Origin of the sequence: Erwinia psidii (assembly GCF_003846135.1) — a bacterium.
Classification (GTDB): Bacteria; Pseudomonadota; Gammaproteobacteria; order Enterobacterales; family Enterobacteriaceae; genus Erwinia; species Erwinia psidii.
Genome location: NZ_RHHM01000003.1, coordinates 190,721 through 203,537, shown reverse-complemented (window position 1 = coordinate 203,537; position 12,817 = coordinate 190,721). Strand labels below are relative to the sequence as shown.

Below are 12,817 nucleotides of genomic sequence, written 5' to 3'. Positions count from 1 at the left end.
CAACGGCAAAATGAAGAGGTGTTCCATGAAACCCGTTTACCTGTTATGGCTTACGCGCTAGCAAAACAGCACGCAGTGGCGCGGGATAACCCTCCACCGTTTTATTACGATCCTGTGGGTCAAGAAACTCTGCCAGCGACTCGCTGGTCATCCAGCTGGTGCGGCGCTGTTCGTCGGTAGCGGTCAGTGAACGATCGACGATGCGAACATCCACAAAGCCACATTTCTCCAGCCAGTTTTTTAACGCGTCTGTTGAGGGGATAAACCAGACGTTGCGCATCTGAGCGTAACGTTCTCCCGGCACCAGTACCGTTCTGTCATCCCCCTCAACCACCAGCGTTTCCAGCACCAGCTCCCCGCCGCTGACCAGCTGATTTTTTAGCTGTAGCAGATGGTCGAACGGAGAACGGCGGTGATAAAGTACCCCCATGGAAAATACCGTGTCGAACGCTTTCAGCTCCGGCAACTGTTCAATACCCAGCGGCAGCAAATGTGCCCGACGATCGTTGCCAAGCAGTTTGCGTACCGCTTCAAACTGGCAAAGAAACAGCTGCATCGGGTCGATGCCGACCACCAGATGTGCACCTGCGCCGATCATCCGCCACATGTGATAACCACTGCCACAGCCCACATCAAGAACGGTACGCCCGGCCAGCGGGGAAATATGCGGCAGCACACGCTGCCATTTCCAGTCTGAACGCCACTCGGTATCAATGTGCACGCCATACAGCGAATACGGGCCTTTACGCCAGGGCATCAGGTTACGTAGCAGTTTTTCAATGCCTGCACGTTGGCGCTCGCTAAGCTGGCTGCTGTCTGCGGTGACGCTGTGCACCAGATCCAGCGTTTCCGGCTCCACCAACGGCAGATATTCCACCGCACGATCCCAGTTTTTGAAATGCCCGTGCAGCTGTTCACGTTGCCAGGCGGCTAACTGTGCCGGCAATGTTTCCAGCCAGGGAGCCAGCGGACCCTGCGCAATCAGCTGATAAAAATTGCCAAAATCCATCAGATATCACCTGCTTTCAGTGCGATAAGGGAGCCGAAATTAAAACACTGGAACCACAGCTCCACATGTTCGAATCCGGCGGTTCGCAGGCGTGCTTTATGGGTTTCAACGCTGTCAGTCAGCATCACGTTCTCCAACATACTGCGTTTCTGACTGATTTCCAGCTCGCTGTAGCCGTTAGCACGTTTAAAGTCATGATGCATGTTGAACAGCAGCTCATCCACGTTGGCATCGGCAAAGCTGAATTTCTCTGACAGCACCAGCGCACCGCCGGGACGCATACCGGACAGAATACGATTCAGTAGTGTCTGACGCTCCTGCGGCGCAATAAATTGCAGCGTGAAGTTAAGCACTACCATTGATGCGTTCTCAATGGTGATATCACGGATATCCGCTTCGATCACCTCAACCGGGGTGTCGGCGCGGAAGGCATCAATATGGCGGCGACAACGTTCAGTCATGGCCGGAGAGTTGTCCACGGAGATGATTTTGCAGCCGGTGGCGTGAATATTGCGGCGAACGGAGAGGGTTGCAGCCCCCAGTGAACAGCCGAGATCGTAGACCTGCGAGTCTGGCTGAACAAAACGCTCGGCCAGCATACCAATCATCGAAATAATATTGGAATAGCCCGGTACCGAGCGTTGGATCATATCGGGGAACACTTCGGCCACGCGTTCGTCAAATGTCCAGTCGCCCAGACTGGCAATAGGGGCGGCGAACAGCGTATCGCGGTTTGACATAATGGTAAGTCCGGGAAGAAAACGCAAAGGCGCTATTCTGGCAGAAAGCGACGAGGGGTGCATCTTTTCTGCCAGCGAAATTGCAGGGTTAATGCAGCGTCAGCACTAAATCCCAGGGCATAAACACCAGATTGACGATAATCATCACCAACATAGACAGTAACGTAATCACCATGCCATTTTTCCGCCACAGCAGGGTGCTGGTGCGCATACCGTAACAGTGCAGACACCGGCCGAGGAAAAAAAACAGCGCAACAAGGTGCAACGCCCAGATTTCCACACCGTTCATCTCCATCATCACCAGCAGCAGCAGGGCAACAGGAATGGTTTCCACTGCATTACCGTGGATGCGAATGGCGATCTGTAATTCATAAAATCCACCATCGCCATGTGCCACACGATACTGGCGACGCAGACGAACCACCTGAAGAGTAAAAGCAATAAGAAACAGTGCTCCAATCACCACATACAGTCCGCTGACCATAATAACTCCATTAAACCACTGGAAACCCAGCCGCCATGATAGCGGTGAAAATGTTAGGTGTCATATGCAATGCCGTCACCCGCGTCACGCTGACATTTGGCGCCAGAACAGCATGTCTTGCCGGGGCCACGCTGACATTTGGCGTCAGAACAGCATGTCTTGCCGGGGCCACGCTGACATTTGGCGTCAGAACAGCATGTCTTGCCGGGGCCACGCCGGCATGGCACCCAGTTGCGGTAATGCCTGTTGCAGCGCTGGCCACAGATGTTGTACCAACTGGGGAGAAAAAGCGACATCCGGCGTGTGAATAAACAGCCACGGCTGGCCCTGCTTACACCACTGTGGCAGTTTGTTCAGCCATGCCTCAAACCAGTGCAGGTTAGCGCACTCATCGTCGCCGCCGATAAAACGGATTATCGGCCGATCGGCGGTCATTACCGCATGAACGGGTAACCGGGGCTTTTTACGCTGAGCATCGATGATTTCTGCACTGTGGGGCAGTGCAGCATGGACGCCACGGGTATCGAGAATGACCCGGTTTGCGCCGCGCTGATGCAGACCCCGGTTCAGCGCCTGTTCAGCTTCGCCCTTGGCAAAAAAGTGTGGATGACGAACTTCCACACCGTAACTGAAGCAGGTCGGTAGCCCGTCAAGAAAAGCCCATAGCGTGGGTAAATCGGCCGGGCTGAACGCCGCGGGCAGTTGCAGCCAATATTGTCCCAGCCGGGAAGCGAGCGGTTCCAACAGTTCAAAAAAGCTGCGGGTAAGGGAATCGCACTGACGCAGTGCTGCCTGGTGGCTGATGGTGGCCGGAAACTTAAAACAGAAGCGGAAATCATCGTGGGTCATGTCCCGCCAGCGCATAACAATATCGGGACGTGGCAGGGCATAAAGGGTGGTATTGCCTTCAACGCAGTTGAAATAACGGGCGTAATCGGCAAGGGTACTCATCCCCAACTTTTTCCACTGTGGGTGCTGCCACTGTGGCAGCCCAAGATAAAAAGGTTTCACTGATATTTCCTGTCATTCAACGGCGGTAAAATGTAACCAATCCGCCGTGGTGGATGCAACAGCGGATCGCATTGCCAACACCTTTCCACCGTAACGAACAGCGGCCTCTTCGCTGCCAGTTTCGGGGTAGACATAATTCAGTGAAGCAGCGTCCAGAGACTCCAGTAAGCGAGCAGAACGGATACAGAGTGTCGTCTGAAAGTTTTCTGCATCAACTTGCCTGAATGGACTTTGCCGTTTTAACGCCAGAACTGACGACGGGCGTTCATCAGCGAGGAGCAATGTAGTAAGGCGGAGCCCCGTCTGAAAAAAAACGCCTTAAACACAGGCTCTGCGGGAACATCCAGGACGCTTATGGTTATGCCGTCACCGGTGCCGGGCGCGAAACTAATACCTTCCCGAAAACCTGCCAGCTGACGCTCGTACAGATGATGATGGATGCCGGTGTCTGTCCTGAGCACAGGATGGGGAAACAAAGATGCTGTCATGATGAGTATCAAATATTTCCTGTGACAGTTTAGTCTCTGTTTAGCGGCAATATTATATAAAGATATCCTGTTTAAAAAGAGATAAGGAATTCACATTGAACTTAATTAAGTTATTCATTTTTCTGACTGCATTATCAGGCACGGCATACTCCATTCAGGCATTTGCATGTACACCAAATGGCGTTACGTGCGTCTGTTTCCCCGCGCCCATCGGCTGTATAGACTCTGGTGATTCGGGTAATCGCCCTTAAGTCTGGCTGGCGGGGATGCCGTTGAAGCCCTGAGGGATGACAACTAACGCCGCATTCCCGGCCTGATTGAAACGCCGTACTGACCCTGCGGCGTTTCAACCCGGATACGCGGTTATACGGTCGATAACCGTTGCGCCTGTCCTGTTCCTGCCGCGGCTTTTGCGTAGTAACCATTCACTGTGGTTCCTGTTGTCGTTGCGACTTCACCGCCAGTTGCGCCCGCAACGGTGCCCAAATTGCAAACGCCACTGCTGTCATGTCGATCACCTGCCGGGCACCGTTGCCAATGTCTGGCGGCGGGGATCTGATGCCATCATTCTGCCCAGAGAACCCGTAAGCATCCCTCATAACTATACCATTCAATTTCAGGGGGCTTCCGGCATACTCATCCTGTCAGCGAAGAAGATCGCCATGCGCAAAGCCCGTTTTACTGAGTATCAGACCCTCTCCGTCCTGAAGTCTGTCGAAGCAGGCAGAAAGGTTAAAAGATGTCTGCCGGGACGCTGGAATTTCAGAAGTCACTGAATACCATTGGAAAGCAAAATACGGCGCTATGTAAGCCAGCGACATCAAAAAGACCTGAAAGACGAGAACCGTCGACTGAAACAGATGTTCGCTGATTTAAGTCCTGGCCGGCCCTGAAAGACATGATCGAAAAAACGCGCAAGCCTGCTGCGAAGCGGGAGCTGGGAATGTACATGATGCAGGTATTTTCGCTGCGTGTCCGTCAGCTCTGTGGGGTGCTGTCGCTGAGCCGCACGGTTTATCACTGTGGTGGCTATTCATGCTGGTAGGCACCGACAGATGGCCGGTCACTGGCTCTGCTCAGGTGCGAGAGAATATGTCCCCCCGTCGGTGAGCATCGGCAGATAACGTCCCGGAAAAACGTTATCGAATGCGTTTATGGCAAACTGAAGCGGAGCATCACCCCCTGTCGGATTCAAATCCATTAAGACCGCTTACGCCGCGATAAGAGGCAACCTGTGCCTACAGGTGATAAGTAGCAGGGTAATAAAAGCGTAAAAGTTGTCAGCGGTAATGATCGATCGGGTTTCTGTCACCGACAGTGAGATGAATGGTGGTACAGAGTACGTCTGGGCACTTATCCTGTAGGGGTTTTTACATTATAATAGCCGCCTTTTTTCACGGCAGCGTCGCCAGGTCAAGGCTGAAAATTACAACGTGCTGCATGTGAGCGGCGAAGTTTAAAGGATATCGTTATGCGTACTGAGTATTGCGGACAGATCAACCTGTCTCACGTCGGACAGCAGGTAACATTGTGCGGTTGGGTCAATCGCCGTCGTGACCTGGGAAGCCTGATCTTTATTGATATGCGTGACCGCGATGGTATTGTGCAGGTTTTTTTCGATCCCGACCGCCAGGATGTTTTCAAACGGGCTTCTGAGCTGCGTAACGAATTTTGCATCCAGCTGACCGGCACCGTGCGCGCCCGTGACGAGAAAAACAAAAACAGGGAGATGGCAACAGGCGATATTGAAGTATTTGCCACCGACCTGACCATCATCAACCGTGCAGAGCCTTTGCCGCTGGACTCCAATCAGACCAACAGCGAAGAAGCACGTCTGAAATATCGTTATCTGGATCTGCGCCGTCCTGAAATGGCACAGCGGCTGAAAACACGCGCCAGAATTACCAGCTTTGTGCGTCGTTTTATGGACGACAATGGCTTTCTTGATATTGAAACGCCAATGCTGACCAAAGCAACGCCGGAAGGAGCGCGTGACTATCTGGTGCCAAGTCGCGTGCACAAGGGTAAGTTTTATGCGCTGCCTCAGTCCCCGCAGCTGTTTAAACAGCTGCTGATGATGTCCGGTTTTGATCGCTACTACCAGATTGTTAAATGTTTCCGCGACGAAGACCTGCGTGCGGATCGTCAGCCAGAATTTACCCAGATTGACGTGGAAACCTCCTTTATGTCCGCGCCACAGGTGCGGACGCTGATGGAGAAAATGGTGCGTCAGTTGTGGCAAAGCCTCAGGGACATTGATTTGGGGGATTTCCCAATCATGACCTTTGCCGAGGCCATGCGCCGCTATGGTTCTGATAAGCCAGACCTGCGTAACCCGATGGAGCTGGTGGATGTGGGCGATCTGTTAAAAGAGGTTGCATTCAATGTCTTTTCCGGTCCTGCCAACGATGCCAGGGGGCGCGTCGCAGCGCTGCGCGTGCCGGGAGGCGCACAGCTCAGCCGGAAACAGATCGATGAATATGGCAAATTTGTGGAAATCTACGGGGCCAAAGGTCTCGCCTGGATGAAAATCAATGACCGGGCGGGTGGCATGGATGGCATCGCCAGCCCGGTGGCTAAGTTTCTGACGGCGGAAATAGTTGAAGAGATCCTCACCCGTACCGGCGCAACCGACGGTGACTGTATTTTCTTTGGCGCGGATCGCGCCAGCGTGGTAGCCGATGCGCTGGGTGCACTGCGGCTGAAAGTGGGACGCGAGCTGAATATTACCAAAACAGATGCATGGGCACCGCTGTGGGTGGTGGACTTCCCGATGTTTGAAGAAGACGGGGAAGGCGGGCTGACCGCCATGCACCATCCGTTTACCGCGCCGCGCGATATGACGCCGGAGGCATTGCAAAACGCCCCGGAAACCGCCATTGCCAATGCCTACGACATGGTCATCAATGGGTATGAAGTGGGCGGCGGGTCGGTGCGTATCCATAACGGCCAGATGCAGCAGACCGTTTTTGGCATTCTCGGCATTACCCCGCAGGAGCAGCGTGAAAAATTTGGCTTTCTGCTGGATGCGCTGAAGTTCGGTACGCCGCCACACGCCGGACTGGCCTTTGGCCTCGATCGCCTGGTGATGTTGCTGACCGGCACCGACAATATCCGTGATGTCATCGCCTTCCCGAAAACCACCGCGGCTGCCTGTCTGATGACGGAAGCGCCCAGCTTCGCCAATCCGGTTTCTCTCGACGACCTGGGGATTACGGTAGTGAAAAAATATCAACCGTCCGCGGCTGGCGAAACGCCAGAGAACAACTGATGTCATACAAGCATCCGGTGTCGGTGCTGGTGGTGATTTCCGCCCGTGATACCGGGCGGGTGCTGATGTTGCAACGGCGCGACGATCCTGGCTTCTGGCAGTCGGTTACCGGCAGCCAGGAGCCGGGCGAAAGCCTTGCGCAAACCGCGCGGCGAGAAGTCTGTGAAGAAACCGGCATTGATATTGCGGCGGAAAGACTCCACCTGGTGGATTGTCAGCGGCAGGTAGAATTTGAAATTTTTGCCCAGTTTCGTCATCGCTATGCGCCCGATGTGACCCACAACCGTGAACACTGGTTCAGTCTGGCGCTGGACGCTGAGCGCGAGGTTAGCCTGAGTGAGCACCTTGCTTTTTGCTGGCTACCGGCCATGCAAGCCGCCGGGCTGACCTGCTCATGGAGTAATCGTCAGGCAATAGAAGAATTTGTACGTTAAAGTATGTTGATTAATCGTCGTCCATCTCTGGACGGTATGGTTTTAGCTGAAACTCAGGGCATTACCTGTACGGTAAGTTTGTTTGCTTCTGGCGGACAAACTCCCGAACCGGGTGGGCCGGTGAGGGCACGAGGAGAGACTTGACTAAATGGCTGGACACAGTAAATGGGCGAACACCAAACACCGCAAAGCAGCCCAGGATGCCAAACGCGGTAAGATCTTTACCAAAATCATTCGTGAGCTGGTTACCGCAGCGAAACTGGGTGGCGGCGATGCCGGCTCCAATCCGCGTTTGCGTGCGGCGATGGACAAAGCCCTGTCCAACAACATGACGCGCGACACCATGAACCGGGCAATTGCTCGCGGTGTGGGTGGTGATGATGACAGCAATATGGAAACCATTATTTATGAAGGATACGGTCCGGGCGGCACTGCGGTAATGGTTGAATGCCTGAGTGACAACCGTAACCGCACCGTTTCTGAAGTGCGTCATGCCTTCACCAAGACCGGTGGTAATCTTGGCACGGATGGCTCGGTAGCCTATCTGTTCACCCGCAAAGGCGTGGTTTGTTTTGCTCCCGGTCTGGAAGAAGACACGGTAATGGATGCGGCGCTGGAAGCCGGTGCGGACGATGTGGTTACCTATGATGATGGAGCCATTGATGTGTTTACCGCCTGGGAATCGTTGGGCGACGTAAAAGATGCGCTGGTTGCCGCTGGTCTGACGCCGGAGTCAGCCGAAGTGACCATGATCCCCTCAACAAAATCGGATATGGATGAAGAGACCGCGCCCAAACTGCTGCGTCTGATTGATATGCTGGAAGATTGTGACGATGTGCAGGAGGTCTACCATAACGGTGAAATCTCCGATGAGGTGGCGGCGACATTGTAATGCTGGTGTACAGGTGGCAACCTGTCCCGGCCGGAGAAGGGTGATGGCGATTATTCTTGGTATCGATCCGGGGTCGCGCATCACCGGCTACGGGGTTATCCGCCAGGTCGGGCGGCAGCTGAGCTGGCTGGGAAGTGGATGCATCCGTACTAACGTTACCGATCTGCCCTCGCGTCTGAAGCTGATTTACGCCGGCGTCAGCGAAATTATCACCCAGTTCCAGCCGGACTTTTTCGCCATTGAGCAGGTTTTTATGGCGAAAAACGCCGATTCGGCGTTGAAACTGGGTCAGGCTCGCGGCTGTGCGATCGTGGCGGCGGTTAATCATGACCTTCCGGTGTTTGAGTATGCGGCGCGTCAGGTCAAACAGACGGTGGCGGGGACCGGCGGCGCTGAAAAAAGCCAGATCCAGCATATGGTGAAAACCTTGCTAAAGCTGTCAGTCAGCCCTCAGGCCGATGCCGCAGATGCGCTGGCGATAGCGATTACCCATTGCCACCTCAGTCAGAATCTGGAGCGTATTGGAAAAGGGCAGTTGAATCTGGCACGTGGCCGGTTGCGTGAGTGAGCTGCGTGGAGACGTTCAGCGGTGAGACGCTGGTCGCCAGGTTCGCCCGGCGTTTTCATTCTTCTGAGCTGGATATCCATCCAGCTTTTTTTATGGTATAACCCGCACATTATCTTTTCTGAAGGAAGCTAACGTGATTGGTCGTCTGAGAGGCAAGATCCTGGAGAAGCAGCCGCCGCTGGTGGTGCTGGAAGCCAGTGGGGTTGGCTATGAAGTGCATATGCCGATGACCTGTTTTTATGCGCTGCCTGAGCTGGATCACGAAGCGATAGTCTTTACCCACTTTGTTGTCCGCGAAGACGCACAGCTGCTGTTTGGTTTTAACAGTAAACAGGAGCGTGCGCTGTTCCGCGAGCTGATTAAGGTCAATGGGGTTGGCCCGAAGCTGGCGCTGGCGATCCTCTCCGGTATGTCGGCACAGCAATTTGTTACCGCCGTAGAGCGTGAGGAGATTGCCGCGCTGGTGAAATTGCCAGGCGTGGGTAAAAAAACCGCTGAGCGTCTGGTGGTGGAGATGAAAGATCGCTTTAAAGGGATGCATGGCGATCTGTTCGCCGCCGATGTGCCTTACGCGTTGACCAGCGAAGTGCAGCCTGCGGCGGCAGCCAACGATACGGAAGGAGAGGCGGTTGCTGCACTGGTATCACTGGGATATAAGCCTCAGGAAGCCAGCCGTATGATCAGCAAGCTGGGCCGTCCTGATGCGGATTGTGAAACCTTAATCCGCGAAGCGCTGCGTGCAGCCATTTGAGGTAAAGCATGATTGAAGCCGATCGCCTGGTGTCGCCGGGAACGATATCCGATGAAGAGGTCATTGACCGCGCCATCCGTCCTAAAATGCTGGCAGAGTATGTTGGCCAGCCGGTGGTGCGCGAACAGATGGATATCTTTATCCGCGCCGCCAAAATGCGCGGTGATGCGCTGGATCATCTGCTGATTTTTGGACCGCCGGGTCTGGGGAAAACCACCCTTGCGAATATCGTTGCGCATGAAATGGGGGTCAATCTGCGCACCACGTCCGGCCCGGTACTGGAAAAAGCGGGCGATCTGGCGGCGATGCTGACCAACCTCGAACCGCATGACGTACTGTTTATTGATGAGATCCACCGTCTGTCGCCGGTGGTGGAAGAGGTGCTTTATCCGGCGATGGAAGATTATCAGCTGGATATTATGATTGGTGAAGGGCCGGCAGCCAGGTCGATAAAACTGGATCTTCCGCCTTTTACCCTTGTGGGTGCCACTACCCGTGCCGGTTCACTGACTTCTCCTCTGCGCGATCGTTTTGGTATCGTCCAGCGCCTGGAATTCTATAAGGTGGAAGATCTGCAACACATTGTAAGCCGCAGCGCTGCCTGCCTGGGTCTGTCGTTGAGCAAAGAGGGCGCGCTGGAAATTGCCCGCCGCTCACGCGGCACGCCGCGTATCGCCAACCGACTGTTACGTCGGGTGAGGGATTTTTCTGAAGTGCGCGCGGCGGGTGATTTAAGCGGCGAAGTGGCGGCGCGGGCGCTGGATATGCTTAACGTCGATACCGAAGGGTTTGACTATATGGACCGTAAGCTGCTGCTGGCGATTATCGATAAGTTTACCGGCGGCCCGGTGGGACTGGATAATCTGGCGGCGGCGATTGGCGAAGAACGGGAAACCATTGAGGATGTGCTGGAACCTTATCTGATCCAGCAGGGATTTATTCAGCGAACCCCGCGCGGACGCATGGCCACACAGCATGCCTACAAGCATTTCGGCCTCACTCGTGAAGAGTAAATATGTTTTTCGGGCGTGTGCCTGGTAAGAAGGATGCACTGCCAGTCACGCTGGCAGCTGTTTACGCGGTTCCTTCCGTGTGATGGCGCGGGGATTAGTCAAAGATGACCAGCCTTGCCAGGCGTCGCGCTGACAGGCTTTCAGCCTGGATTGTACACCTCCGCAATGGGCTTGCAGCTTGTGGCCAGCGGGAGCGAAAAACAGAGGGAACCTCCCTCGCTTCGGTTCTTTTTCCATTCGGCCACCCCAGCGGCATGCAACTTTTTTCTCAATGCTGCCATCCCGTCTTCATCAGTGCTGAAAGCATCATGGGTGTAATGCTGGCCGCAGAGATACTATGCCCGGGGATAAGCAGAGCCAGAGCGCGCCTGCAGAGAGTTACGCTCCGCCATGCCATCACATCACACCGCAGGGTAAGAGGATTGAAACCGGTGATCGTACTAACAGACTCCGGGTTAAATGATGGTCGTGGGTTAATCAGTCTTTGCATCACAGGTCGTTGTTGCCTGTGTCAGGTGACGGTATTGATTGCCGCCGGAAATGCGGTTGGCAACCTGTCGCCTTTCAGACGTTAGCACTCAGGTCGTCGGTTTTTTAAGCGTACTGAGCATAAACAGCAGTGCGGCGGCCAGCACCACCGACGGACCAGCCGGGGTATCGTAAACCGCAGAAAAGGCCAGCCCTGATGTGACAGAGAGCATGCCTGCCAGCACCGCACACACCGCCATCTGTTCCGGTGAGCGGGCAAAACGACGGGCCGTTGCCGCAGGAATAATGAGCAGCGAAGTGATGATCAGTGCGCCGACAAACTTCATTGCCACCCCGATGGTCAGCGCGGTGACCAGCATAATAATCATTCTTGCCCGTGCTATATTCACCCCATCCACCTGTGCCAGCTCCGGGCTAATCGTCACCGACAGCAACGAACGCCAGTTTGCAATCAGTACTGCCAGTACCAGTGCGACTCCCACGGCGATAATCCAGAGATCAGACGGGGTTACAGAGAGCAGATCGCCAAAAAGATAAGCCATCAGATCAACCCGTACGCCGGACATCAGGCTGACCACCACCAGCCCCAGCGACAGGGCACTGTGCGCCAGGATCCCCAGCAGGGTATCAATTGCCAGCAGGGGACGCCGCTCCAGCCAGACAAGGAGCAGCGACAGCAGCAGGGTGACAGCGATGACCGCATAGAAAGGGTTAATATTCAGCAGCAGGCCGAAGGCCACCCCCAACAGAGAAGCGTGCGCCAGGGTATCGCCAAAGTACGACATTCTTCGCCAGACGATGAAAGACCCCAGTGGCCCGGCGGCCAGCGTTAATAAAAAACCGGCCAGCCAGCCGGGTAACAATAATTCAATCACTGTCTCTGTCCTTTGCGTAAGACGATGCGCCCGTGAAGATCGTGACGATGGTTGTGGTGATGACGGTAAATAGCCAGTTGTCCGGCGGCGCCCGCGCCAAACATGGAGATAAATTCCGGGTGCTGCGAAACCACCTCTGGGGTACCGGAACAGCAGATATGTTGATTCAGACAAAGAACTTCATCGGTTTTAGCCATCACCAGATGTAAATCGTGAGAAACCATTATCACGCCGCAGTTCAGTTCATGGCGTAGCCTGTCGATCAGATCGTACAGCGCTACCTGGCCATTCACATCCACACCCTGCGTCGGCTCATCGAGTACCAGCAGCTGAGGCTGATTGAGCAGGGCGCGGGCAAGCAGTACCCGTTGCATCTCACCGCCGGAGAGTTTTTGCAGGGGATAATTAAGCAGCTGTTTTGCCTGAACTCTGAGCAGCGCCGGGGGAATATCGGCACGCGTCACGCCCCCCCGTAGCAGCATAAAGCGCTCTACGGTTAGCGGCAGCGTGTTGTCCAGATGAATTTTTTGTGGCACATAGCCAATACGTAACGGCGTCGCACGATCCATCCTGCCCTGAGTGGGAGGGATTAACCCAAGCACCACCCGTACCAGCGTCGACTTGCCGGCGCCATTTGGCCCCAGTAAAGTAAGAATTTTGCCGGACTGCAATGTCAGTGAGATATTGGACAGGACGTTGCGCTGACCAAAGCTGACAGAAATTTTTTCCAGATTAATCAGAGATGACATATCGATTATGGGTTGCAGAAGTTTTCGAATGTTATAATATCAC

13 protein-coding genes and 2 pseudogenes are annotated in these 12,817 nt (G+C 54.5%); 8 read left to right on the top strand and 7 right to left on the bottom strand.

Features of this window, described 5'->3' with window-relative positions; all coding sequences use genetic code 11:
* Window positions 1–43: 43 nt before the first annotated feature.
* The 5 genes from cmoB to EB241_RS20840 all read right to left on the bottom strand — a co-directional run bounded on the left by cmoB (window position 44) and on the right by EB241_RS20840 (window position 4,331).
* Window positions 44–1,009 carry a tRNA 5-methoxyuridine(34)/uridine 5-oxyacetic acid(34) synthase CmoB gene (gene cmoB / locus EB241_RS05535; RefSeq protein ID WP_199737310.1) on the bottom strand — a complete coding sequence of 322 codons (966 nt, stop codon included), beginning with the start codon at window positions 1,007–1,009 and terminating at the stop codon, window positions 44–46.
* The gene (gene cmoA, locus EB241_RS05530; protein WP_124232214.1) at window positions 1,009–1,749 is read right to left on the bottom strand and encodes a carboxy-S-adenosyl-L-methionine synthase CmoA; all 741 of its coding nucleotides are present in this window, start codon (window positions 1,747–1,749) and stop codon (window positions 1,009–1,011) included. Before cmoA ends, cmoB begins: the two co-directional genes overlap by 1 nt.
* A gap of 88 nt (window positions 1,750–1,837) precedes the next feature.
* Window positions 1,838–2,233 carry an MAPEG family protein gene (locus EB241_RS05525; RefSeq protein WP_124232213.1) on the bottom strand — a complete coding sequence of 132 codons (396 nt, stop codon included), beginning with the start codon at window positions 2,231–2,233 and terminating at the stop codon, window positions 1,838–1,840.
* 186 nt (window positions 2,234–2,419) lie between these two features.
* Window positions 2,420–3,244 (bottom strand): DUF72 domain-containing protein, encoded by an 825-nt coding sequence (locus EB241_RS05520; protein WP_124232212.1) that lies wholly within the window; start codon window positions 3,242–3,244, stop codon window positions 2,420–2,422.
* 913 nt (window positions 3,245–4,157) lie between these two features.
* Entirely contained in the window at window positions 4,158–4,331 is a 174-nt protein-coding gene (locus EB241_RS20840) for a hypothetical protein (protein WP_158612381.1), read from the bottom strand.
* 63 nt (window positions 4,332–4,394) lie between these two features.
* On the opposite strand from EB241_RS20840, the pseudogene EB241_RS21310 reads away from it, so the two are divergent.
* The 8 genes and pseudogenes from EB241_RS21310 to ruvB all read left to right on the top strand — a co-directional run.
* Window positions 4,395–4,753 (top strand): annotated as a pseudogene (locus EB241_RS21310) (transposase); the annotation flags it as partial.
* Window positions 4,754–4,777: 24 nt separating this feature from the next.
* Window positions 4,778–4,961: pseudogene (locus EB241_RS21305) on the top strand (IS6 family transposase); the annotation flags it as partial.
* 242 nt (window positions 4,962–5,203) lie between these two features.
* Entirely contained in the window at window positions 5,204–7,003 is a 1,800-nt protein-coding gene (gene aspS / locus EB241_RS05510) for an aspartate--tRNA ligase (protein ID WP_124232210.1), read from the top strand.
* Window positions 7,003–7,437, top strand: coding sequence for a dihydroneopterin triphosphate diphosphatase (gene nudB / locus EB241_RS05505; protein ID WP_124232209.1), 435 nt, complete (start codon window positions 7,003–7,005; stop codon window positions 7,435–7,437). Before aspS ends, nudB begins: the two co-directional genes overlap by 1 nt.
* Window positions 7,438–7,585: 148 nt before the next feature.
* On the top strand, window positions 7,586–8,329 hold the full coding sequence (locus tag EB241_RS05500; protein ID WP_124232208.1) for a YebC/PmpR family DNA-binding transcriptional regulator: 744 nt from the start codon (window positions 7,586–7,588) through the stop codon (window positions 8,327–8,329).
* A 43-nt stretch (window positions 8,330–8,372) separates the two neighbouring features.
* On the top strand, window positions 8,373–8,897 hold the full coding sequence (gene ruvC, locus EB241_RS05495; RefSeq protein ID WP_124232207.1) for a crossover junction endodeoxyribonuclease RuvC: 525 nt from the start codon (window positions 8,373–8,375) through the stop codon (window positions 8,895–8,897).
* 133 nt (window positions 8,898–9,030) lie between these two features.
* The gene (ruvA, locus tag EB241_RS05490; protein ID WP_124232206.1) at window positions 9,031–9,648 is read left to right on the top strand and encodes a Holliday junction branch migration protein RuvA; all 618 of its coding nucleotides are present in this window, start codon (window positions 9,031–9,033) and stop codon (window positions 9,646–9,648) included.
* 8 nt (window positions 9,649–9,656) lie between these two features.
* Window positions 9,657–10,661, top strand: coding sequence for a Holliday junction branch migration DNA helicase RuvB (gene ruvB / locus EB241_RS05485; RefSeq protein WP_124232205.1), 1,005 nt, complete (start codon window positions 9,657–9,659; stop codon window positions 10,659–10,661).
* A gap of 578 nt (window positions 10,662–11,239) precedes the next feature.
* Here ruvB and znuB read toward each other — a convergent pair.
* Window positions 11,240–12,025 carry a zinc ABC transporter permease subunit ZnuB gene (gene znuB / locus EB241_RS05480; protein ID WP_124232204.1) on the bottom strand — a complete coding sequence of 262 codons (786 nt, stop codon included), beginning with the start codon at window positions 12,023–12,025 and terminating at the stop codon, window positions 11,240–11,242.
* Window positions 12,022–12,774 (bottom strand): zinc ABC transporter ATP-binding protein ZnuC, encoded by a 753-nt coding sequence (gene znuC / locus EB241_RS05475; RefSeq protein WP_124232203.1) that lies wholly within the window; start codon window positions 12,772–12,774, stop codon window positions 12,022–12,024. The genes znuB and znuC overlap by 4 nt, the downstream gene beginning before the upstream one ends.
* Window positions 12,775–12,817: the final 43 nt, after the last annotated feature.